Annotated in this window: 23 protein-coding genes; 18 read left to right on the top strand and 5 right to left on the bottom strand. The window is 44.6% G+C overall.

Annotation, left to right across the window (positions count from 1 at the left end; genetic code table 11):
• The first annotated feature begins 73 nt into the window (after positions 1-73).
• From Q7A_RS05755 to Q7A_RS05735, 5 genes are all read left to right on the top strand, one after another.
• Positions 74-2,332: a lipopolysaccharide kinase InaA family protein gene (locus Q7A_RS05755; RefSeq protein ID WP_014706392.1), complete on the top strand. Its 2,259-nt coding sequence runs from the start codon at positions 74-76 to the stop codon at positions 2,330-2,332.
• Positions 2,333-2,401: 69 nt separating this feature from the next.
• Positions 2,402-2,647: a DUF6868 family protein gene (locus Q7A_RS05750; RefSeq protein WP_014706391.1), complete on the top strand. Its 246-nt coding sequence runs from the start codon at positions 2,402-2,404 to the stop codon at positions 2,645-2,647.
• Between the two features lie 171 nt (positions 2,648-2,818).
• Positions 2,819-3,232: a nucleoside diphosphate kinase regulator gene (gene rnk / locus Q7A_RS05745; RefSeq protein WP_014706390.1), complete on the top strand. Its 414-nt coding sequence runs from the start codon at positions 2,819-2,821 to the stop codon at positions 3,230-3,232.
• Between the two features lie 28 nt (positions 3,233-3,260).
• Positions 3,261-4,307 (top strand): META domain-containing protein, encoded by a 1,047-nt coding sequence (locus tag Q7A_RS05740; protein WP_014706389.1) that lies wholly within the window; start codon positions 3,261-3,263, stop codon positions 4,305-4,307.
• A 2-nt stretch (positions 4,308-4,309) separates the two neighbouring features.
• Entirely contained in the window at positions 4,310-4,534 is a 225-nt protein-coding gene (locus Q7A_RS05735; protein ID WP_014706388.1) for a putative signal transducing protein, read from the top strand.
• 8 nt (positions 4,535-4,542) lie between these two features.
• Here the strand turns inward: Q7A_RS05735 and ribF are convergent, their stop codons facing one another.
• Positions 4,543-5,484 carry a bifunctional riboflavin kinase/FAD synthetase gene (gene ribF, locus Q7A_RS05730; protein WP_014706387.1) on the bottom strand — a complete coding sequence of 314 codons (942 nt, stop codon included), beginning with the start codon at positions 5,482-5,484 and terminating at the stop codon, positions 4,543-4,545.
• A 125-nt stretch (positions 5,485-5,609) separates the two neighbouring features.
• On the opposite strand from ribF, the gene Q7A_RS05725 reads away from it, so the two are divergent.
• From Q7A_RS05725 to folE2, 5 genes are read left to right on the top strand one after another with little or no spacing between them, the layout of a single operon-like run.
• The gene (locus Q7A_RS05725; protein ID WP_014706386.1) at positions 5,610-5,855 is read left to right on the top strand and encodes an exodeoxyribonuclease VII small subunit; all 246 of its coding nucleotides are present in this window, start codon (positions 5,610-5,612) and stop codon (positions 5,853-5,855) included.
• Positions 5,856-5,881: 26 nt separating this feature from the next.
• Positions 5,882-6,748: a (2E,6E)-farnesyl diphosphate synthase gene (gene ispA, locus Q7A_RS05720; RefSeq protein ID WP_014706385.1), complete on the top strand. Its 867-nt coding sequence runs from the start codon at positions 5,882-5,884 to the stop codon at positions 6,746-6,748.
• Positions 6,748-8,583 carry a 1-deoxy-D-xylulose-5-phosphate synthase gene (gene dxs / locus Q7A_RS05715; protein ID WP_014706384.1) on the top strand — a complete coding sequence of 612 codons (1,836 nt, stop codon included), beginning with the start codon at positions 6,748-6,750 and terminating at the stop codon, positions 8,581-8,583. Before ispA ends, dxs begins: the two co-directional genes overlap by 1 nt.
• A 47-nt stretch (positions 8,584-8,630) precedes the next feature.
• Complete coding sequence (queD, locus tag Q7A_RS05710; protein ID WP_041354418.1) at positions 8,631-9,011, top strand: 6-carboxytetrahydropterin synthase QueD; 381 nt, start codon at positions 8,631-8,633, stop codon at positions 9,009-9,011.
• A gap of 8 nt (positions 9,012-9,019) precedes the next feature.
• Positions 9,020-9,829, top strand: a complete 810-nt coding sequence (folE2, locus tag Q7A_RS05705) for a GTP cyclohydrolase FolE2 (RefSeq protein ID WP_014706382.1) — start codon at positions 9,020-9,022, stop codon at positions 9,827-9,829.
• A gap of 117 nt (positions 9,830-9,946) precedes the next feature.
• Here folE2 and Q7A_RS05700 read toward each other — a convergent pair whose 3' ends face one another.
• Positions 9,947-10,591: a retropepsin-like aspartic protease family protein gene (locus Q7A_RS05700; protein ID WP_041354417.1), complete on the bottom strand. Its 645-nt coding sequence runs from the start codon at positions 10,589-10,591 to the stop codon at positions 9,947-9,949.
• Positions 10,592-10,629: 38 nt separating this feature from the next.
• On the opposite strand from Q7A_RS05700, the gene mobA reads away from it, so the two are divergent.
• The 3 genes from mobA to ttcA are packed head-to-tail and all read left to right on the top strand — an operon-like array spanning position 10,630 to position 13,869.
• Positions 10,630-11,745 carry a molybdenum cofactor guanylyltransferase MobA gene (gene mobA / locus Q7A_RS05695; protein ID WP_014706380.1) on the top strand — a complete coding sequence of 372 codons (1,116 nt, stop codon included), beginning with the start codon at positions 10,630-10,632 and terminating at the stop codon, positions 11,743-11,745.
• The gene (moeA, locus tag Q7A_RS05690) at positions 11,738-13,003 is read left to right on the top strand and encodes a molybdopterin molybdotransferase MoeA (RefSeq protein WP_014706379.1); all 1,266 of its coding nucleotides are present in this window, start codon (positions 11,738-11,740) and stop codon (positions 13,001-13,003) included. Before mobA ends, moeA begins: the two co-directional genes overlap by 8 nt.
• Positions 13,003-13,869 carry a tRNA 2-thiocytidine(32) synthetase TtcA gene (ttcA, locus tag Q7A_RS05685; protein ID WP_014706378.1) on the top strand — a complete coding sequence of 289 codons (867 nt, stop codon included), beginning with the start codon at positions 13,003-13,005 and terminating at the stop codon, positions 13,867-13,869. Before moeA ends, ttcA begins: the two co-directional genes overlap by 1 nt.
• Before the next feature lie 402 nt (positions 13,870-14,271).
• On the opposite strand, the gene Q7A_RS15185 is transcribed toward ttcA, so the two are convergent.
• The 3 genes from Q7A_RS15185 to Q7A_RS05670 all read right to left on the bottom strand — a co-directional run bounded on the left by Q7A_RS15185 (position 14,272) and on the right by Q7A_RS05670 (position 16,446).
• Positions 14,272-14,415 (bottom strand): hypothetical protein, encoded by a 144-nt coding sequence (locus Q7A_RS15185; RefSeq protein ID WP_169697708.1) that lies wholly within the window; start codon positions 14,413-14,415, stop codon positions 14,272-14,274.
• A 558-nt stretch (positions 14,416-14,973) separates the two neighbouring features.
• Positions 14,974-15,360 carry a VOC family protein gene (locus Q7A_RS05675; RefSeq protein WP_041354940.1) on the bottom strand — a complete coding sequence of 129 codons (387 nt, stop codon included), beginning with the start codon at positions 15,358-15,360 and terminating at the stop codon, positions 14,974-14,976.
• 201 nt (positions 15,361-15,561) lie between these two features.
• On the bottom strand, positions 15,562-16,446 hold the full coding sequence (locus tag Q7A_RS05670; protein WP_014706375.1) for a DMT family transporter: 885 nt from the start codon (positions 16,444-16,446) through the stop codon (positions 15,562-15,564).
• 73 nt (positions 16,447-16,519) lie between these two features.
• Between Q7A_RS05670 and dapC the strand changes: the two genes are divergently transcribed.
• The 5 genes from dapC to Q7A_RS05645 all read left to right on the top strand — a co-directional run bounded on the left by dapC (position 16,520) and on the right by Q7A_RS05645 (position 20,477).
• On the top strand, positions 16,520-17,719 hold the full coding sequence (gene dapC / locus Q7A_RS05665) for a succinyldiaminopimelate transaminase (protein ID WP_014706374.1): 1,200 nt from the start codon (positions 16,520-16,522) through the stop codon (positions 17,717-17,719).
• A 13-nt stretch (positions 17,720-17,732) separates the two neighbouring features.
• Positions 17,733-18,554, top strand: coding sequence for a 2,3,4,5-tetrahydropyridine-2,6-dicarboxylate N-succinyltransferase (dapD, locus tag Q7A_RS05660; protein WP_014706373.1), 822 nt, complete (start codon positions 17,733-17,735; stop codon positions 18,552-18,554).
• A gap of 154 nt (positions 18,555-18,708) precedes the next feature.
• The gene (locus tag Q7A_RS05655) at positions 18,709-19,053 is read left to right on the top strand and encodes an ArsC family reductase (protein WP_014706372.1); all 345 of its coding nucleotides are present in this window, start codon (positions 18,709-18,711) and stop codon (positions 19,051-19,053) included.
• Positions 19,043-20,185: a succinyl-diaminopimelate desuccinylase gene (dapE, locus tag Q7A_RS05650; RefSeq protein WP_014706371.1), complete on the top strand. Its 1,143-nt coding sequence runs from the start codon at positions 19,043-19,045 to the stop codon at positions 20,183-20,185. The genes Q7A_RS05655 and dapE overlap by 11 nt, the downstream gene beginning before the upstream one ends.
• A gap of 4 nt (positions 20,186-20,189) precedes the next feature.
• Positions 20,190-20,477 carry a hypothetical protein gene (locus Q7A_RS05645; protein WP_014706370.1) on the top strand — a complete coding sequence of 96 codons (288 nt, stop codon included), beginning with the start codon at positions 20,190-20,192 and terminating at the stop codon, positions 20,475-20,477.
• Positions 20,478-20,492: the final 15 nt, after the last annotated feature.

Here is a 20,492-nt window from a genome sequence, read left to right as displayed (position 1 = left end):
AAACAAACCCAAGCATGATAATTATTTCTGCTTTAAAAAAGCCCAATGCAGGGCATAACTTTTCGGATTTTTTATGAGCTCGTCTGATCCATCGCAAAACAAAATTGAAAATGGCCCGTTAATGGATGCAAACGCATTGGGTAATGCATTGCGTTATGTGTTTGCTGGCCGGCTGGCGTTGCCTGATGGACATTTACCAGAAGCCAAACATATCGTTCCGGACGATTTTGTGGGGGTGGGTGTGACCACTTCTGAGGATCCTGCAGTAGATAAGTATATCCTGCAGCAATTGACTGAATTGCAGATTAAACAGGTTCGTCTCGATTACACCTATGGTGATGAAGGAGGTCCAGTAACCCGGTTGCTGGAACGCTTACTTTCTACTGATATTAAAGTCTTACTGCATCTGGTACAGCCTTTTACCGAAGCCCAACAAATGAAAACCGGCAGCGCCCAACTGCGCTGGCGTGAGTTTGTTCAAACGGCGGCCAGCCGGTTTGGATCACGGGTAAAGGCGATTGAGGTCGGTTCAACCAGTAACCGCCGTCGCTGGGCAGGCTATGACACGGAAAGTTTTTATAATACCTGGCGTATTGCTTACGAAGAAATCAAATCCCGACATATCAAAATTGCCGGACCGAATATTTCCGATTTTGAACCCCTGCATAATATTGCGGTACTGGCACGCTTGCGGCGTGCTAAGCAATTGCCAGACATTCACACCAATAATCTGTTCAGTGAACGGGTTACTGAACCGGAACGCTTTGACCATCGGATTTTCGGTACCAAACTGGCAATGCGATTAAAAGTGAATCTGGTCAAAAAAGCCCGGATTCTGAAAAAGATCACTGACGACTTTGGCGTCAAGGAATTTATTTCACCCGCTGCGTTCTGGACACTGCCACGTATCCGTCGTGTTTTGGTCAACGGTGAAGAAAAACAAGCAGATTATTTAAGCCGTTACTTCACTTTACTCGCTGCTTCCGGTGCGATGCAGCAGGCTTATTGGGGACCGTTTATCTGTCATCGAGAAGGCCTGATTGATGACGGTTATGAGGTTTATCCCGAGCTGGAACGCATTACCCATTACCGTTCAGTACTGGGAAAACGCGAGGATTTCCGTCTGCGTCCATCATTTTATGCGATGCAGAATTTTATCCGATTGATCCCTGGCAGCTTGTATGAGGGGCCATTGGCGACGGCTGAGACCATTGAAGTTCATGCATTTCGCAATAAGGATAAGTTAATCCATGTGCTATGGACTGCCAATGGTCAGGCAATGCCAATGCATGCTTTATATGCCCCTGCTCAGCTGGATAATGTGGAAATCATCGCCCGCGATGGAGAGCTTGTCAGTGAAAAACCCGAGTTTGTAACGGAATCCCCCATATACCTTTGCTGGCCAGCCAATATCAAAATTCAGCTAAAAGCCAGTCCAAACGCCCGTAAACGTGTGTCAGTTTACCGTCATGCGCATGGCAAGAATTTGTACGAATTTGAACAGGATGGTTGGAAAGGATTGCTGATCGCTGAAAATGCCAATCAGGCTGCACAATTAAAACAGAAGCTACATCCAGCCAATTTACCTAAAGCAACTGAAACGAACACGCTACGCAAAGCGCGTAATATTATCTGGCGAATCGATAATCTGCTGAATGAAACCGTGGTCGCCAAAAAACCATTGCACATGCCGCCACACAAACGTCTGCTCGATAAATTCAAACCTTGCAAGTCAAAACGCAGCTGGAATGCTGCTGCTGAACTATTACGTCGTGGTATTCCCACCGCGCTTCCAATTGCCTATTTTGAACAGACAAATGATAAAACACTGACTGAAAATTATTATCTGTGTAATTTGGTTGACCATGATTTCTCTACCAGAGATATTCTAACGGCGTTTAACGACGGAGCAACCGAATATCAGGGGGTCAATGAAGAGGATTTATATCAGCAGCTCAGTAGTTTTCTATTGGATTTACATGGCCGAGGTGTGTTTTTCCGCGATTTAGCCGGTGGCAATATTCTGATTAAAAAGCAAGCTGATAGCAAACTGGACTTCACCCTGATTGATATTAATCGTGCCCGCTTTTTCAATCGTAATGCAACACTTTCTGAGCGTCTGTCCGATCTCACCCGGATTTGCAATAAACTTCACTGGTCGGGGCGAGAAAAGCTTGTTGGACATTATTTGCAACATACCAAATATAAGTTGCCATTTAATTTACGTTGCCGTTTACCTTTTTATCTTTATGATTTTAAAGTTAAATTCAAACGAAAATATGGACGCAAGGCTATTAAACGCCTGTTCCATAAACTGCGTGGCAACCGTTAAAAGCCAATGACTTTTATTCAGAAGTAACTCAGCGTAAATTAGGATCTGTTTATAAAAGGAGACCCTGCCATGACGCTGGAAAACATGACTTTTATTCTGGGGTGGACAGCAGCTCTTAACTATCTGGTTTTGCTGCTTTGGTTCCTCGTCTATGGTTTTGCCAGTGACAGAATTTATACGTTACACCGTCGATGGTTCGCCGTGACTCGAGAGCAATTCTCACAACTGCATTATCTTGGCATGATGTTTTATAAGCTATCCATATTTTTGTTTTTGCTGGCACCTTATATCAGCTTAAAAATTGTGCCATCATAATGCGGCTTGTTATGGATTATTGTTTTTTCAAATCCACTATCAAAGGTGGCGATGAGACATCAACATGCCTTTGAGTACCGATTGTTTTTCCCTCAAACATAACTCAACTGATGCCGTCTGAATATGCTGGTAGCTTTTGTGCGTGTATAACTTTGTTGAATGGAGTTTATTGTGAATTCACAACCCGACATTATTATTTCTGAACTCGATTACAGCCGTATCGAAAATTTACTGCAGGCTACCTCGGGTATCCCTGCAAATGTCAAAATGGCTTTATTAACCGAACTTGAACGCGCTGATCTGGTTGCTCCTGAGCAGATGCCAGCCAATGTAGTGACAATGAACTCTCAGGTAAAATTTTCAGTGGTCTCCACCGGGGTAACGTTTACGCTGAAATTGGTCTATCCAAAAGATATGGACAGTTCGGGTAATACCATTTCCATTCTGGCCCCAGTTGGCAGTGCTATGCTGGGGTTGAAAGAAGGTGAGGAAATTAACTGGCCAGATGGTCAGGGCGGCATGTTACAAGTTCGAATTGAAACCATTGAATATCAACCAGAGCGGGCCGGTGAGTTTCATCGCTAATTCTGGTCAAAGGTCTCTGGAATCCAATATGATTAAGAAATGGTTGATGTTATTGTCCGTGCTCTGTGTTATTGGATGCAGCAATGAAAAATCAGACCAGCAACATCTGATTACTGAGGAGCTTCCTATCAGCTACAGTGGCACTTTGCCCTGCGCTGATTGCCCCGGTATTGATTACCATCTCAATTTATTTGCAGATAATAGTTATTATCTGCAACTGCACTATCAGGGCTCCGGCGATAATTCGACATTTTACCAACTAGGCCAATGGCAGCAACATACTGGTCAGCTCAGACTGCTCTCAGATGAGCCTCAACAAACGGCATTTCAAATCGCAAAAGACGGCAGTATTCGTTTGCTGGATCAGGAACAGGGTCCAATTAACAGTTTATTGAATTACCAGCTACAACGTGATGCGACGTTTCGGCCAATGTATCCTGTCACACAATTTCATGGAATGTATCGTTTCGCAGCTGATACCGGTACGTTCACTGAATGCCTCACGCGTCAGCATTGGTCTGTTGCTCAGAAAGCAGAGAATACAGCACTGGAATCGCTTTATCTGGAATATGCTGATGAGCAAAATCCGTCATTGTTAGTCGAAGTAAATGGCTTTCTGGAACCCGACATGAATGCCACTACGAGTGAAGTTGCGCCTGTATTGGTTGTCACTGAAGCCAACAATATCTGGCCAGGAGAAACCTGTGGTCAATTGGGTTATAACGATAATCTGCTCAATACCTACTGGAAACTGACCCGTTTGAATGATGAACCGATTGAGGTTTACCAGAATCAACGCGAACCGTCACTTATTTTGTCGTCAGAAGAAAACCGCCTTTCTGGCTCAGATGGTTGTAATCGAATTATGGGAAGTTTTCAGCTTCGTGAAGACAAGCTCAAATTCAGTCGTATTGCAAGCACGATGATGGCCTGTCCACAAGGCATGGAAACCTCTCAGTCAGTGCATTTTATGCTCGAAAAAGTACGTTACTGGCAAATTGAAGGGAAGCATCTTGAACTGGCCGATGTGGATGGAAACGTGATGGCCCGCTTTGAAGCTGTGCATTTGCAATAGTCATGCAGTTAATTTTTCGCGCTACCAATATTCTGGAAGCCCATATTGTGTCTGGCTTGCTGAATGCGCATGGTATTGAAACCCATGTTGGAGGTCATTTTCTGCAAGGTGCGGTAGGTGAATTACCCGCGAGCGATTTTGCCCATGTGTTTGTAAACGATAAGGATGGTCAAGCTGCAGAAAAACTGATCTTAAGTTATGAAGAAGGTGAATTTGCCAGCAACTAGAACGACCGCTATTCGCTACTGATCCCAAAGTAATTTCTAGCCTGCGCAGAATCGATATGAATCTGTTCAATCAGCTGTTCGATGCTGGCAAATTTATGTTCATCGCGCAGTTTCTTGAGAAAATATACTTGAACATGCTCCCCGTAAATATCACTCTGAAAGTCAAATAAATGCACTTCGAGTATAGCTTTATCACTACCGGAAATGGTTGGTCTGACACCAATATTGGCCACACCATTTACGGGCTCTTCATCAATACCGTAAAGTTGCACTGCATACACACCGTTTAGTGGTACTTTTGCTCTATGTAAATGAATATTCGCTGTCGGATATCCCATTTTTCGGCCACGTTTATCACCATGCGCCACTCTGCCACTCATTCGGTAAGGACGCCCCAGCAGCTTTTCGGCCATGGCCAAGTCCCCGTCCTGCAACGCTTTACGAATCCGAGTGCTACTGACCCGCATATCATCAATGGCAAAAGTATGCATATTGACAACTTGAAAACCGTGCCGCTTTCCAGCTTGTTGCAGTAAGGCAAAGTCACCGTGCCTTCCCTTGCCAAAACGAAAATCATCACCCACCACTAGATAGCGTACATTTAAACCATCAACCAATAATTTTTGAATAAAGGTTTCAGCTCGCATTTCTGCTAATTGACGATTAAAGCGCAAAACACATAGTTTCTGGATCGAATAGGCGCGCAGTGATTCCACTTTTTCACGAAATCGCGATAATCTGGCGGGGGCCTTCTCTGGCACAAAAAATTCAAAGGGTTGTGGTTCAAAAGTAATGACAACAGCCGGCAAATTAAGTATGTCGGCTTTCATGGCCAATTGCGTCAGCACCGCTTGATGCCCTAAATGCACACCATCAAAATTACCAATTGTTGCCACACAACCTTCAACGGGGTCAGGCAAATTGTATAGGCCGCGAATGATTTTCGGCATGACATAGTTCAGCGTAAAAGGAAAACGCAACAGACTAACGGGAAATTAGCAAACATTCCAGCAGGCACGTCAGCTTCGATTAACTTATAATGTGCCGTTAACGCGAGATTTGTACAGAGGCCAATATGGTGGCAAAACGCAAAAAACTTGAATATGAGGCGGCTGTCAATGAACTTGAATCATTGGTAGAGCGCCTGGAAAAAGGCGATATCAGTCTTGAAGAATCGTTAAAACTTTACGAGCGCGGCGTCCTGCTTACGCGCGATTGTCAGGAAGCATTACAGGCTGCAGAGCAAAAAGTCCAAATGTTATTACAACAATCCGGCCAGTCCGAGTTAGTGGATTTTGATCCTGATTCCGAGGCATCGTGACACAAACGTTTTTACTTTCTGACTGGATGCCAGCGCACCAGCAACGTATCAGCCTGGTGCTGCAACAACGATTACCCAAGCAAAATACCATTGCGGCTGCACGGTTATCTGAAGCTATGCGCTATGCAACATTGAATGGTGGCAAACGCTTGCGAGCGATGCTTGTCTATGCCACCGGTGAAGCGTTTAATGCTGATCCTGAAGCACTGGATGCAGCAGCTTGTGCCGTTGAGATGATTCATGCGTATTCATTAGTGCATGATGATATGCCAATGATGGATGATGATGATTTACGCCGTGGCAAACCCACCTGTCATAAAGCCTATGATGAAGCAACCGCCTTATTAGTTGGTGATGCCTTACAAACCCTGGCATTTGAAAGTTTAACTGATAATAATTTACCAGCCGATCAGCAAATTGCCATGGTTAAATATTTAGCACATGCTTCTGGTGTCATGGGTATGGCTGGTGGTCAAGCCATCGACTTAGCTTCTGTTGGTAAACAACTGGACCAGTCCGAACTCGAAGCCATGCATTTACTGAAAACCGGAGCATTAATCAAAGCCAGTGTAATGCTCGGGGTCTATTGCAGCTCAAATTACAAACCAGCTGATTTAAGTCATTTGGATCAGTATGCAGCTGCTATAGGTCTGGCTTTTCAGGTGCAGGATGATGTACTGGATGTGATTGCAGATACGGTCACTCTAGGCAAACAGCAAGGCGCTGATATTGCACGTAACAAACCCACCTACCCCGCTTTAATGGGGCTTAAAGCGGCTCAACAAAAAGCACAAGCACTTGTTGATGAGGCTTTGGCTGCTTTGGATAATATTGACAGTCAATGTCTGGCAATGCGGGCACTGGCAAACTTTGTCGTGCAACGGAGCTTTTAATGACGCTGAATACCATGACAAGTCTACTTTCACAAATCGACTCTCCTGCCCAGTTACGAAAACTGGATCGTAAACAATTGGAACAGTTGGCGATCGAGATTCGCGAGCTTATTGTCGATCAGATCCAGCAGACCGGAGGGCATATTTCTTCAAATCTGGGAGTCGTTGAACTCACTCTGGCTTTGCATTATGTCTACAATACACCAGAAGATCGACTGGTATGGGATGTCGGTCATCAAAGTTATACGCATAAAATTCTAACAGGGCGTCGTGACCAGCTGCATACTATGCGTCAGCCCGGTGGCCTTTCCGGTTTTCCCAAACGTAGTGAAAGTAACTATGACAGCTTTGGTGTTGGTCATTCCAGTACGTCAATCAGTGCGGCTTTAGGCATGGCAATAGCTGCTCGGGCCACGGGGTCATCAAATCGTTCAGTGGCTATTATCGGTGATGGTGCCCTCACTGCAGGCCAAGCATACGAAGCACTGGCTCATGCCGGTGATCTGAATGCCGACATGCTGGTTGTGCTTAATGACAATGAAATGTCGATTTCCAAAAATGTTGGTGGTATGGCCAATTATCTGGCCAGATTACTTTCTGGTCGTTTCTATCGTTCAGCCCGTGAAAGCAGCAAAAAAATGCTTGAAAAAATCCCACCAGCCTGGGAGTTCGCCAGACGTACAGAAGAACATGTCAAAGGCATGATGGTACCTGGCACGCTATTTGAAGAGATGGGGTTTAATTATATTGGTCCGATTGATGGTCATGATCTGGATACGTTGATTACCACTTTGAACAATTTACGCAATAGCAAAGGCGCTCAATTTCTGCACATTGTCACCAAAAAAGGTAAAGGATTTAAGCCTGCGGAACAGCAGCCATGTAAATATCACGGTGTCAGTCCGGCCAATAGCAAAAAATCCGGCCCAACGTTTACTCAGGTTTTCAGTCAGTGGCTATGCGATATGGGGACGGCATCCGAAGATCTGATTGCCATTACACCCGCCATGTGTGAAGGCTCTGGCCTGAATGACTTCGCTAAGCGGTTTCCTGAACGTTATTTTGATGTCGGCATCGCTGAACAGCATGCAGTAACACTGGCTGCTGGAATGGCCTGTGAAGGTAAAAAACCGGTCGTTGCCATTTACTCAACATTTCTGCAACGCGCATATGATCAATTGATCCATGATGTGGCACTGCAAAATCTACCCGTGTTGTTTGCGATTGATCGGGCTGGTTTGGTGGGAGCAGATGGGGCCACGCATGCCGGAAGTTTTGACTTAAGTTATCTGCGTTGTATTCCAAATATGCTGATTATGACACCCAGTAATGAAAATGAATGTCGGCAAATGCTGACAACAGGTTTTCATCATAATGGTCCTGCTGCAGTACGTTACCCTCGTGGTAGTGGCAACGGCACGACGATTGATCCACAGCTGGATCCTTTGCCACTCTGTAAGGCACAAATCTGCAGGTCCGGCCAAAAAACGGCCATTCTGGCCTTTGGCACTTTATTACATGCAGCGCTTGACGCTGCTGAGCAAATTGATGCAACCGTTGTGAATATGCGTTTTGTTAAACCGTTAGATACTGCGGTTCTTGATGAAATTGCAGCCCATCATGAGCTTATTATTACCATTGAAGAAAATGCAGTGATGGGCGGAGCCGGCAGTGCTGTAAATGAATATTTTCAGCAACAAGGCAGAGCAGCAAATATACAGATGATGGGGCTGCCTGATTATTTTATTGATCATGGAGATCATGGCCAAATGCTCAGTGCCTGTGGTCTGGATGCAAGTGGTATTATCGATACCATCAATCGTTATTTTGCGTGATAATGACCTGTTCGACAGACTAATTCCTGAGTATAATAGTCAACAATATGAACCCCACCTATTCCTTAAAAATTCTGGCTGATTTTGCCTCTGCACATACTCTGCGGGATTACCCTGGGGATTGCCGCCGAATGCATGGTCATAACTGGAAACTTGAAGTCGAAGTCACGGCCAATACGCTGAATCAGCATGGCATGGCTATGGATTTTAAAACCATCAAAATAGCAACTCGTGAGTTGGCCAAAAAATTGGATCATCGCTATTTGAATGAGATTCCCCCATTCGATGAGATTAATCCTACGGCAGAAAATATCGCCCAGTTTTTTTACCAGCACCTTAGCGATACGCTAAACACCGACACAGCCAGAGTTTCTGGTGTCACGGTATGGGAAACAGACCGTGCCTGTGTCAAATATAGTGAGGATTAACCCGAATCATGACCGATCAAAATAAGCCAATAGCAGCAGCAGAAATCGAAGACGTTCAAAATATCAAAGATAAACGTCACATTGCGATTGATAAAGTGGGCATTAAAGATATTCGCCATCCAGTTGTGGTCAGTGATCGCACCACCGGCGAACAACACACAGTGGCCAATTTCAATATGTATGTGAATCTGCCACATCAGTTTAAAGGCACACATATGTCACGTTTTGTTGAGATCCTCAACCAGCATGAGCGTGAGATTACCGTTAAATCTTTTCATACCATGTTGGGTGAAATGACAGAACGACTGGATGCTGAATCCGGTTACATTGAAATGGACTTTCCTTATTTCGTAAATAAGGAAGCGCCCATTTCAAAAGTTCGCAGCCTGATGGATTATCAAGTCAGCTTTATTGGTGAAATTGTTAACAAGAAAACCAGCATGACCGTCAAAGTCATTGTTCCGGTCACCAGTTTGTGTCCATGCTCAAAAAACATTTCGGATTACGGAGCGCACAATCAGCGTTCGCATGTCACATTAACCGTAAAAACAGACAGCTTTATCTGGATTGAAGATTTGATTGACTTGGTCGAAGATGAAGCTTCATGTCAGATTTATGGATTACTCAAGCGTCCCGATGAAAAATACGTTACCGAACATGCTTATGATAATCCAAAATTTGTCGAAGATATGGTTCGTGATGTGGCTGCGCGTCTGAATGCAGATGATCGCATCAAGGCTTACACGGTTGAATCAGAAAACTTTGAATCGATTCATAATCATTCAGCCTATGCTTTAATCACAAAGGGTTTTGATTGATTTAATCCTATTACCTCCCTTAAAAACGCCCGGTTTTAACCGGGTGTTTTTAAGTTTGGAGTGTGTTTTTTCAACAGCATTTTGTCTTGTTTCATCAATACGAGTTGCTCAGCAGTCTTAGAATTTCTGGCGTAAATCCAGTCGTTCTCCTTTACGCTCAATATCAAAGGCATTAAGAAAACTCATTCCTAATAACGCACGGTGAGGCTCTGGACCATCAATTACCACAGCAGCAACATTGTTTAATGAAATATCCCCCAGTTGAACCGAATTAAGTTGAATACTATAAGCCTGTTCTACACCGGAAGCTGTTCGAACTTCAATCTGATTTGCTTCAAGATAATCCACCCCCAAACGTTTGGCCGTTGCACTGTTAATCGCAATAACCGAAGCGCCCGTATCCACCATGAAATCCACTGTAAAGCCATTGACTGAACCACTGGCCAGATACATGCCATTGGTTGGCCAGATACTTACTACCGGCAACGTAACTGGTGCAGAATACACACCACCAACCCGATTGTTTAACTCAAAAACACGATGCTGCCCTGCAATATCCAATACTGCCTGATGACTATTTGCACTGATTAAAGTCACCCCTTCCGGAGTACGTTGTCCAACCGTCAAAAAATGTTGCTGCTGATTAATTTCCACAACGGCATGGTCGCGAGACAATCCCATGATTAGAATTTGTAAATCCTTCGCCCATGCGCTAAGTGGAATACACAGTATAATAAGCACAGAAATCGTTAATTTATGCATTGTATCTACTCAACAAAAAGGCGTTAATTACAAACAACATGACTAAATCTACTTACCCCACCGTGACTGGTGTCATTCTCGCCGGTGGCGAAGCTCGCCGCATGGGCGGTAATGATAAAGGTCTGATAAACTTCGTTCATCAGCCCCTTATCGCACACGTCATTAACCATATTGCACCTCAGGTTGAGAAGTTGCTGATCAATGCCAATCGTAATATAGAGCGCTATCAACAATTTGGCTATTCTGTCATCAGCGATTCACTCTCCGGTTTTCAAGGACCATTGGCTGGAATGTTGGCCGGTATGCAAGCGGCAACAACCGATTATATTCTGACCGTTCCCTGTGACAGTCCAGCCCCCAGTCCAAAACTACGACAGCGCATGCTGGAAACATTGCTAAGAACAGGCAATAAAGTTGCTGTGGCGACTGATGGAAAACGTATTCAACCAGTCTTTGCACTATTAGACTGTGAACTGGCAGAGGATTTACAAAAATATCTTGCTTCAGGAGAAAGAAAGATTGATCGCTGGTTTGCTCAGCAGGCAATGGTTGAAGTGGATTTTTCAGACCAATCAGATAGCTTCACCAACTTCAATCACCCCGAAGATGTGCGGTTTCCAGCGTTACAATCTTCAGTACCATTACTGGGGATCGCTGCTTTTAGTGGTACCGGTAAAACAACGTTACTCACTCAATTGATTCCCAAACTCCGCTCTGCGGGATTACGTCTGGCGGTCATAAAACATGCACATCATTTATTTGATATTGATCAGCCTGGCAAAGACAGTTATCGAATTCGTGAAGCCGGAGCAAATCAGGTAATAGTGGCGTCTAGACGTTTATTGGCACTGATGCAAACCAGTGACGTTGAACAAAGTGAACCCCTTTTATCAGATTGTTTAACGCGTCTTAATTTACATGAGCTGGATTTGATTTTGGTTGAAGGTTTCAAACAGGAATCAATACCAAAACTGGAGTTACATCGTGCCAGCGTTGGCAAACCTCTGCTGTTTCCAGAAGATCCCAATATCATTGCCATTGCCACGGACTCGGATCTATTGGTCAAGCCTAAGATGCCCGTATTGAATTTAAATGATTTGGACTCCATCCTAGACTTTATTAATAACTTTATTAGGCAATACCATCATGACTGACTTTACTCCCCAAACAAGTTGCGCAACGAAAGAATCGGTGAAAACGTTAAGGGTGGAGGAAGCAAAATATCAGATTTTGCAACAAATAACTGCAATACGTTGCTGGCGCAAAGTCGCATTGCGTGATGCGTTAGGACAAATATTACATGAAGATGTAATTTCTCCACTATCCGTCCCACCACATGCAAATTCAGCCATGGATGGCTATGCTTTGCGTGGAGAAGATTTAAAACATCAATCTCAATCCATCACATTAAAACTCGTTGGAAGTGCGTTTGCTGGCCAACCTTTTGATAAAACTGTAAACAGTGGTGAATGCGTAAGAATCATGACAGGGGCAATGATTCCTGTGGGCTGTGATACGGTCATCATGCAGGAACAGGCTGAAGCCATTGAAGACACCATCACATTGCATGGCGAACATCATGTTGGTGAAAATGTCCGACTCGCTGGCGAAGATATTGAGACCGGGGCTGTGGTACTTACTGCAGGGCGCCAAATTACCGCAGCCGATTTAGGCTTACTGGCATCATTAGGATTTGCTGAATTAAAGGTTCGCCGTCGACTTCGTGTGGCGTTTTTTTCTACCGGTGATGAATTACGTTCGCTTGGTGAAACATTAAATCCTGGCGATATATATGATAGTAATCGTTATACGTTGCATGCCATGCTGACGCGCCTTGATGCTGAAATCATTGATATGGGCGTGGTCGCCGACAATCCGGAGGCTTTACGTGAGGCTTTGCTGCAAGCCGCCAAAGAAGCAGATGTGGTTATTACCTCAGGAGGCGTTTCAGTCGGTGAAGCCGATTATATTAAGCAATTATTGGAAGAACTCGGTGAAATACATTTCTGGAAAATAGCGATGAAACCAGGCAGACCGCTTGCCTATGGCAAAATCGCCGATGCTCATTTTTTCGGTTTGCCCGGTAATCCGGTTTCGGTGATGGTGACGTTTTATCAGTTTGTACAACCAGCATTACACAAGCTGGCGGGAGCTTTATATCAACCCCCAATAGTGCTGCAGGCGATTGCAGCTGAAAACATTCGCAAACGGCCAGGCCGCTTCGAGTTTCAGCGAGGATTATTGCGCAATAATAACGCCAACCAGTTGGAAGTCACGATGACCGGCGAACAGGGCTCCGGTATTCTGCGTTCAATGAGTCAAGCCAACTGTTTTATTTTACTGGATGAAGATTGTGATGGTGTGGCGGCAGGCCAGTCAGTCACCGTACAACCCTTTGCAGGTCTGATCTAATGTTTGACAATCAGTTGAAGCAGCAACACGAATTCAATAAGTTACATAAACGCTTACGCCGCCAAGTCGGACAGGCGATTGCTGATTACGATATGATTCAGGATGGGGATAAGGTTATGGTATGTCTTTCCGGTGGCAAAGACAGCTATACCCTGCTCGATATTCTGTTGAATTTACGCGATCACGCACCCATTAATTTTGAATTGATTGCCGTCAATCTGGATCAAAAGCAACCCGGCTTTCCGGAGCATGTATTACCAGAATATCTAAATAAAATCGGGGTGCCATTTCATATTATCGAAAAAGATACCTATAGCATCGTCAAGGAAGTTGTTCCAGAAAATAAAACGACCTGCGCAATGTGTTCAAGACTGCGTCGGGGTTCCTTGTATGGTTATGCACGACAACATGGCATCACCAAAATCGCGTTAGGTCATCACCGTGACGACATTATTGAAACGCTGTTCTTGAATATGTTCTATGGCGGCAAAACCAAAGCAATGCCTCCCAAACTGTTGAGCGATGATAAGACCAATATCGTCATCCGGCCACTTTGTTATGTTAAAGAGTCGGATATTACACGTTATGCCGAGGCTAAAGCCTTCCCCATTATCCCGTGCAATTTATGTGGCTCACAAGATAATCTGCAACGCCAAGTGATTAAAGAAATGCTGCAAAATTGGGATAAACAGCATCCCGGCCGTATCGAGAACATCTTCCGTAGTATCCAGAATGTTGCTCCATCACAATTGGCTGATCAACAACTATTTGATTTTAAGGGACTTGAGCAATTTCGCATTGAACCAACCGGTCATGAAGATTCGGCCTTTGATGAGCAAATCATTCCTGCATTAGCTCGAGTGTAATTTCTTAATTCCAACAAAGTAAGTTATGCACTTTCCGTTGGATTGTTACAGTGCTCTTACAACATACTTCGCTAAGTCATTGAATGCACACAAAACAATTATAAGTAATTGATTTTAATTAGATTTAAAACATGGTTAAACTTTAACCATTTGGTGTGGCCCTGTTAAATAATAATGACTTAGCGATTTTCAACAATGTTAACCACAGACTTATCCACAGAAATTGTGAGTAAGTCGCTAAGCCATTGATCATCACTTTTAACTAATTGACTTGTCGGGATCTGTTGATGTTTCATCACCGCCTTTCTGGTGACTAAGCAATGTACCAATCAAGGTGTGAACAGTGCAGTTTGTGAGATACATCCAAGTCGAACACCTCTTGAGGCTTACGTTCATACAAGCTTAATCTCCATAGCCTGGAACGCCCTTGCCCTGTACACACGCTGCTGATGCTTCTTTGTGCACCGTACGCAAACGCAATGTCTGGAACATGACTTGTTCCGTGTTGTAGCAACTTAGAACAAACAACCAGCAAAGCTTCTGCATGCTGATCCTCTCGCTGAACCTGCATACGCTGGCATATGATGTCAGCGAAGAATGCCCAAATCCTGCGGTAACAATAACGGCCCGTCCATTAACGAACAACTTCAGCTTCAACTTAATGGCCGGGACTAATTTCCACGGTATACCCGATTACGCAGCGTTTACACGAAATGAGATCTGTTTGAAAATGGATGTTTACATTATGCTGATGTTTTAGAGCCTTAGCCCCTCAGGTTGTGACTGACTTATCAGGGCAAGTAAATCCAAACATTTGGCACAATATTTGAATTTTACTCCCACCAAAGACATTAAGTTATTCACTTTTTCCTAAATTGTTACAGTGTCGTTACAACACCTTATGCTAAGTTGTTGAATTTACGAAATTGTTAACTAACCTCATGATTTTAATGCTCTTTTAAAAATGGTTAAATTTTAACCAAATTGAACAGCACTGTTACAGATTAACGACTTAGCGATTTTCACCAATGTTAACCACAGACTTATCCACAGAAATTGTGAGTAAGTCGCTAAGCCGTTGATTGTTGTTTTTAAGTACCTGAGTCATTTGACTGGCGGCGTAAAATCTTCTGCAAATTCCAGCGCATTACCATCCGGATCTCGGCAGAAAAAAGCAGCCCGTCCAGATTTACTGCGTGAAAATTCAACACCTGCTTGTTCCAGACGTTCGGCAAGTGCTTCCAGATTTTCGACCAGCAATGCTACATGACGATCTCGCCCTCCATGTTCCGGGCGCCCATTTGTCGAATCAGGATTGGGTAATACCATCAGATGTAGTTGTTGTTTGTTATCCAAATCCAGCCACGCACCATCGTAGGCAAATTTAGGACGATTGGGATTTAATGGGATTTGCAAGACATCACAGTAAAACTTCAGCGACGTAGCTAAATCAGCCACCAGAAAACTGGCATGCGCTATAGACTTAATCATAAACAATTCCTGCAAATTAAAATAAAACCAAGGGGCTGCAACACTTTTAGAGTCACCACTGAGCAGAGTCATTTGTTTCAACCTGGCAAAGGGTGCTGTAACCATTCTACATAAGTCATTTCCAACACAATAGTGCGTAAAACAGTCTCAATATTTAGCTTAGAATCAATATTACTTACGCATGATAAATTAGCCGCAGGATTAGCGATTGGCCTTTTCCACCTGAGCAATTCCAAATGCAGCAATAAAAATAAATGTCCCGCCCAGCCACTCCTGAAGGGACATCATTTCTGTAGTGAGTAAAGCTGACGAAATTGCAGCAACAATCAATTCAAACAACATGATAACAGCTGCCAGATAGACCGGCATTCTGGCCAGGCCATATAGAACTGTCATCGTCATGGCAATGATAATTCCGCCCCCCACCAAAACAGCACTTAACCATACAGATATATCCACTGAGGGTAAGGAAGCCTGCTGTAATAACAAAACGACTATTGATACTGCAACCACTCCCCATAAAATGATGGTGGTTTTTAAAGCCATAGGCACTGCCGCCAGCTTTCGACTCAACACATTGTTCACCGCAAAACACAGACTGGCAAACAAGGCCAGCCAATCCGCCAGACCATGCGGCCATGGAAATCCCACTTCGGGTCGCCATAACATTAAGACCGTGCCCCCCATCGCCAGCACAAACATAATGATGGCGGCCAGAGACAGCTTTTCACCTAGCCACCAGCGACCTAATATCACCGACCATAAAGGTGATAAGTAAAATAACAACATCACCCGCATCACCTGACCTTCATTCAACGCCACTAAAAAGGCGAGATTGGTCATACCCGCCGCCAATGCCAGCCAAAGCAGATCGGCAGGAATATGTTCCCATCGATAGCGGTTTTTGATGAAAATCGGCAAACTGGCGATGCCAGCGGTGAGGTACATGATCAACGTCACCCAGACCACCGACATCCCGGCTTGTTCAAACAGACGCATGGGATACCAGATAATGCCCCACATAGTGGCAGCAAATAACAGACTGAGGATGGCCAGCTTTGATTCAATAAGATTTAAATAGCGCATAGGATGCTTATAACACGGCAGACATTGGAAGCGTTATAATGGCTGAATTTTTGTTATCCGGCGATATGTATTAATGAATCCAGATCTGGCCCTTTTACATCCTTATCCTTTTGAGAAACTAGCCGAACTGCAGCAAGGTTGCCAACCGCCGAGTGATCTGCCAAATATCTCGTTATCCATTGGTGAGCCCAAGCACCCTACTCCCGGTTTTATTACCGAAGCGGTCATTAGTCATTTGCATGGCTTATCGGTTTATCCCACAACGGCCGGTAGTATCGAATTACGCCACACCATTGCAAATTGGCTGGATCAAAGATTTCAGTTAGCAGGACATATCGATCCGTTATCGCAGGTACTGCCGGTTAATGGTACCCGGGAAGCATTATTTTCCTTCGCCCAGGCAATTATTGATCGTCGAAAAGATCCGCTGATTGTCATGCCCAACCCGTTTTATCAGATTTATGAGGGAGCAGCACTTTTGGCCGGGGCTGAACCCTATCTGCTCAACTGCACCGAAGAAACCGGCTTTGTGCCAGATTTTGATGCCGTTCCAGCAAACATCTGGTCTCGTTGTCAATTGTTATATCTGTGCAGTCCAGGCAACCCAACGGGGTCAATTGTTGATGCTGAAACGCTGACAAAACTGATTCAACTGGCTCATGAATATGATTTTATTATTGCCGCAGATGAGTGTTATTCCGAAATCTACTTTGATGAAGCTTTACCACCCGTTGGTTTATTACAAGCTGCTGTGTCAGCAGGATATACTGACTTAAGTCGTTGTATAGTTTTTCACAGTCTATCCAAGCGCTCCAACGCACCAGGATTACGTAGTGGTTTTGTAGCGGGTGATGCCAAAGTGATGAAATCTTTTCTACGATACCGTACTTATCACGGCTGCGCGATGCCACCAGCAACACAGTCTGCCTCTATTGCCGCCTGGACAGATGAAGCCCATGTAGCCCATAACCGGCATTTGTATAGAGAAAAATTTGCGGCGGTACTCGACATTCTGTCGCCCGTGATGAATGTCACTCAGCCTGAGGCAAGTTTTTATCTATGGGCAGAAACACCGATTGCCGATACCGAGTTTGCCCGCGGCTTATTTGATCAATTTAACGTCACCGTGTTGCCGGGGCGTTTTTTAGCCAGAGAGACCAAACAGGGTAATCCTGGCGTGAACCGGATCCGTATGGCATTGGTTGCTTCACAAGATGAATGCGTCGAAGCGGCCATACGGATCCGTGATTTTATTGAAACCCTATCTTACTAATTTGGAGAAACCGATGAGTGATATTCAGCAGATTATCGAAACGGCATTTGAACGCCGTGCAGAAATCACCCCTGCCAACGCAGATGCGAAAGTACGTAATGCCGTGAATGAAGTTTTAGGAATGCTCGACAGCGGTAAAGCCCGGGTTGCCGAAAAACAAAATGGTGATTGGGTCGTTAATCAATGGCTGAAAAAAGCTGTTTTATTGTCGTTCCGTTTGAATGATAACCGCCCCATGTCAGGTGGAGAAACTCAGTATTTTGACAAGGTTGAACCAAAATTCGCCAACTTTACCGAAGCTGATTTCAATACTGCCGGTGTGCGTGTTGTTCCTCCTGCAGCGGCACGTCGCGGTTCGTATATCGCTCCTGGCGTTGTTTTGATGCCTTCTTACGTCAATATCGGTGCCTACGTGGATTCCGGCACTATGGTTGATACCTGGGCGACTGTGGGTAGCTGTGCACAAATTGGTAAAAACGTTCATTTATCGGGCGGTGTGGGTATCGGTGGCGTACTTGAACCTTTACAAGCCGGTCCGACAATCATCGAAGATAACTGTTTTATCGGTGCCCGTTCTGAAGTGGTTGAAGGCGTTATCGTTGAAGAAGGTTCAGTGATTTCAATGGGTGTTTACATTGGCCAAAGCACCAAGATTTTCAACCGCATGACCGGTGAAATCAGCTATGGTCGTATTCCGGCTGGTTCTGTAGTTGTTTCAGGTAACCTGCCTTCTAAAGATGGCACCTACAGCCTGTACTGCGCTGTTATTGTGAAACAGGTTGATGAAAAAACCCGTGGTAAAGTCGGTATTAACGAATTACTGCGTGATATCTAAATAGTTTGTAATTGGCGGTAACGGCTTTATAGCAGTTACCGCCTTTTCCACTGCTCCGTGGCAGTGAAGCCAATGATGCAAAATGAATTGATATACTGTATCATTTATCATCAATTCGCCTACCCTGTGGGCTTTTTCAGGTGCAACGGCAACGATGAAATTGTTTGGCATTAAAAATTGTGACACGGTCAAAAAAGCCAGACGTTGGCTGGATGATCATCAGATTACATACCATTTCCATGATTTTCGTACCGATGGTTTGGATCAATCCATCCTCCAACAGTGGTTGAATTACGTCAGCTGGGAACAGCTTATCAACAAACGTGGCACCACCTGGCGCAAGCTTGAAGACCCACGTAAAGATCAGCTTGATCAACAATCTGCTGTCGAGTTAATGCTCTTGCATCCCACACTTATTAAACGCCCGGTTATCGAAGATGCTTCCGGTGTATCAATAGGATTTAATGAATCTGATTTTCAGGCCCGCTATGCAAAATAATCTTTCTGACACTGTTCAGCTCACCATTGATTTAATTCAACGTGACAGCGTGACACCTGTCGACAAAGGCTGTCAGATCATGCTGGCAGAACGGTTGGCGAATAGTGGCTTTAATGCTGAATACCTGCGCTTTGGGGAAGTCGACAATCTGTGGTGTCGGCGGGGGCATAATGGCCCGTTATTTGTATTTGCCGGACATACCGATGTTGTGCCAACCGGACCGGTAGATAAATGGAGCTACGAACCGTTTGCCGCCAAAATTGAAGACGGCATTTTGTATGGCCGCGGTACAGCAGATATGAAAGGCAGTATTGCTGCTATGGTGACGGCTTGTGAACGTTTTGTTGCTGAACATCCTCAGCATGCTGGCAGCATTGCTTTTTTACTGACCAGCGATGAAGAGGGTCCGGCTACCGATGGTACGGTTAAAGTAATTGAAACACTGCAGGCGCGTCAGGATCATATCGACTGGTGCGTGGTCGGCGAACCGACCAGTACTGACAAAGTAGCTGATGTGGTCAAAAATGGTCGCCGTGGTTCATTGAATGGCTATCTGACAGTTCAAGGCAAGCAAGGCCATATTGCTTATCCACATCTGGCAGATAACCCGGTACATAAACTGGCCCCGGCATTGGCTGAACTGTGTGCAATGCAATGGGATCAAGGTAATGCTGATTTCCCTCCCACCAGCTTTCAGGTATCCAATCTGAACAGCGGCACTGGTGCGACCAATATCATCCCAGGCACAGCAGAATTGATTTTTAACTTCCGTTATTCCACTGAAGTGACTCACGATGAATTGCAACAACAGGTCGAGGCGATTCTCGATAAACACGGTGTGGCATATCAATTGGATTGGGTGTTATCCGGTAAACCCTTTCGTACAGCAGGCGGTAAATTACTTGAAGCCGTTCAGGTGGCGGTTAAAACCGTCACTGGTTATGAAACAACGCTCTCTACTTCGGGTGGCACATCCGATGGTCGTTTTATCGCGCCTACTGGAGCACAGGTAATTGAACTTGGCCCGTTAAACGCGACGATTCATCAGATAGATGAACATGTTTCAGTTGCCGATCTGGATACATTGTCATCTATTTATCAACAATTGCTTACTGAATTGCTGGTGAACTAACACCATGCAACTTCGGCATACCAAACATCTGTTATGGCTCTTTGCAGCAGCATTATTGCTGATGCAGTCCATAGCCGTTTGGCACGATGCCGAACATGCTTTTCATGATCACATAGCATTATGTGATCAGTTAAATGTTGTCAGTCATACCCCATCTACCGATAACCACAATCAGCTGACAATTGCTGTCCGGCAACAATATTTTCAGCTTGAAGCTTCTGTTACCCTCCCTGCTCGTTTCGATAATTTTTATCTTTCCATCACGATTCGCGCTCCCCCCATTTTCTCATAGCGTTCAAATTTACTG

The sequence above is a fragment of the Methylophaga nitratireducenticrescens genome (genome assembly GCF_000260985.4).
Classification (GTDB): domain Bacteria; phylum Pseudomonadota; class Gammaproteobacteria; order Nitrosococcales; family Methylophagaceae; genus Methylophaga; species Methylophaga nitratireducenticrescens.
The sequence above is the reverse complement of the archived record's forward strand: the minus strand, read 5'-3'. Positions and strand labels throughout refer to the sequence as shown.

Bases quoted from the DNA above. Each gene is read 5' to 3' on its own strand.
- Q7A_RS05755 (WP_014706392.1), top strand. From the start codon at position 74: ATGAGCTCGTCTGATCCATCGCAAAACAAAATTGAAAATGGCCCGTTA.
- Q7A_RS05750 (WP_014706391.1), top strand. From the start codon at position 2,402: ATGACGCTGGAAAACATGACTTTTATTCTGGGGTGGACAGCAGCTCTT.
- Q7A_RS05740 (WP_014706389.1), top strand. From the start codon at position 3,261: ATGATTAAGAAATGGTTGATGTTATTGTCCGTGCTCTGTGTTATTGGA.
- Q7A_RS05735 (WP_014706388.1), top strand. From the start codon at position 4,310: ATGCAGTTAATTTTTCGCGCTACCAATATTCTGGAAGCCCATATTGTG.
- ribF (WP_014706387.1), bottom strand. From the start codon at position 5,484: ATGCCGAAAATCATTCGCGGCCTATACAATTTGCCTGACCCCGTTGAA.
- Q7A_RS05725 (WP_014706386.1), top strand. From the start codon at position 5,610: ATGGTGGCAAAACGCAAAAAACTTGAATATGAGGCGGCTGTCAATGAA.
- ispA (WP_014706385.1), top strand. From the start codon at position 5,882: ATGCCAGCGCACCAGCAACGTATCAGCCTGGTGCTGCAACAACGATTA.
- dxs (WP_014706384.1), top strand. From the start codon at position 6,748: ATGACGCTGAATACCATGACAAGTCTACTTTCACAAATCGACTCTCCT.
- queD (WP_041354418.1), top strand. From the start codon at position 8,631: ATGAACCCCACCTATTCCTTAAAAATTCTGGCTGATTTTGCCTCTGCA.
- folE2 (WP_014706382.1), top strand. From the start codon at position 9,020: ATGACCGATCAAAATAAGCCAATAGCAGCAGCAGAAATCGAAGACGTT.
- Q7A_RS05700 (WP_041354417.1), bottom strand. From the start codon at position 10,591: ATGCATAAATTAACGATTTCTGTGCTTATTATACTGTGTATTCCACTT.
- mobA (WP_014706380.1), top strand. From the start codon at position 10,630: ATGACTAAATCTACTTACCCCACCGTGACTGGTGTCATTCTCGCCGGT.
- moeA (WP_014706379.1), top strand. From the start codon at position 11,738: ATGACTGACTTTACTCCCCAAACAAGTTGCGCAACGAAAGAATCGGTG.
- ttcA (WP_014706378.1), top strand. From the start codon at position 13,003: ATGTTTGACAATCAGTTGAAGCAGCAACACGAATTCAATAAGTTACAT.
- Q7A_RS15185 (WP_169697708.1), bottom strand. From the start codon at position 14,415: ATGCAGAAGCTTTGCTGGTTGTTTGTTCTAAGTTGCTACAACACGGAA.
- Q7A_RS05675 (WP_041354940.1), bottom strand. From the start codon at position 15,360: ATGATTAAGTCTATAGCGCATGCCAGTTTTCTGGTGGCTGATTTAGCT.
- Q7A_RS05670 (WP_014706375.1), bottom strand. From the start codon at position 16,446: ATGCGCTATTTAAATCTTATTGAATCAAAGCTGGCCATCCTCAGTCTG.
- dapC (WP_014706374.1), top strand. From the start codon at position 16,520: ATGAATCCAGATCTGGCCCTTTTACATCCTTATCCTTTTGAGAAACTA.
- dapD (WP_014706373.1), top strand. From the start codon at position 17,733: ATGAGTGATATTCAGCAGATTATCGAAACGGCATTTGAACGCCGTGCA.
- Q7A_RS05655 (WP_014706372.1), top strand. From the start codon at position 18,709: ATGAAATTGTTTGGCATTAAAAATTGTGACACGGTCAAAAAAGCCAGA.
- dapE (WP_014706371.1), top strand. From the start codon at position 19,043: ATGCAAAATAATCTTTCTGACACTGTTCAGCTCACCATTGATTTAATT.
- Q7A_RS05645 (WP_014706370.1), top strand. From the start codon at position 20,190: ATGCAACTTCGGCATACCAAACATCTGTTATGGCTCTTTGCAGCAGCA.